This window comes from Microbacterium sp. K24 (assembly GCF_004794465.1).
Taxonomy (GTDB): domain Bacteria; phylum Actinomycetota; class Actinomycetes; order Actinomycetales; family Microbacteriaceae; genus Microbacterium.
Genome location: NZ_SSDJ01000033.1, coordinates 1 through 417 on the forward strand (window position 1 = coordinate 1; position 417 = coordinate 417).

General features: G+C 66.2%; 1 protein-coding gene. It reads right to left on the bottom strand.

Annotation, left to right across the window (positions count from 1 at the left end; genetic code table 11):
- On the bottom strand, positions 1 to 374 hold a 374-nt coding region (locus DW306_RS01385), incomplete at its 3' end, for an NAD(P)-binding domain-containing protein (protein ID WP_240747007.1).
- Positions 375 to 417 lie beyond the last annotated feature (43 nt).

Below are 417 nucleotides of genomic sequence, written 5' to 3' on the forward strand. Positions count from 1 at the left end.
GAGATGCCGGCGCCGACGAAGTTGATGCCCGTCTCGCGGACCGCCTTCTCGCGGCGGATCGTGTCGGGGAAGTAGGCGTTGCCGCCGTCGACGATGATGTCGCCAGGCTCGAAGACCTCGACGAGCGAGTCGATCACAGCATCCGTCGGGCCGCCGGCCTTCACCATGATGATCGCGGTGCGCGGCTTCTGCAGCGAGTCGGCGAACTCCTGGTAGGTCTTCGCCGGGATGAACCCGGCTTCGGGGTGCTCCGAGACGAGCGTCTCGGTCTTCTCGTAGCTGCGGTTGAAGATCGCCACCGTGTTGCCCTCGCGGCTGGCGAGGTTGCGGGCGAGGTTCGAACCCATGACGGCGAGTCCGACGACTCCGAGCATCCCTGGTTCGTACTGGTTCCCGGCCTCTCAGGGGGATCGCAGA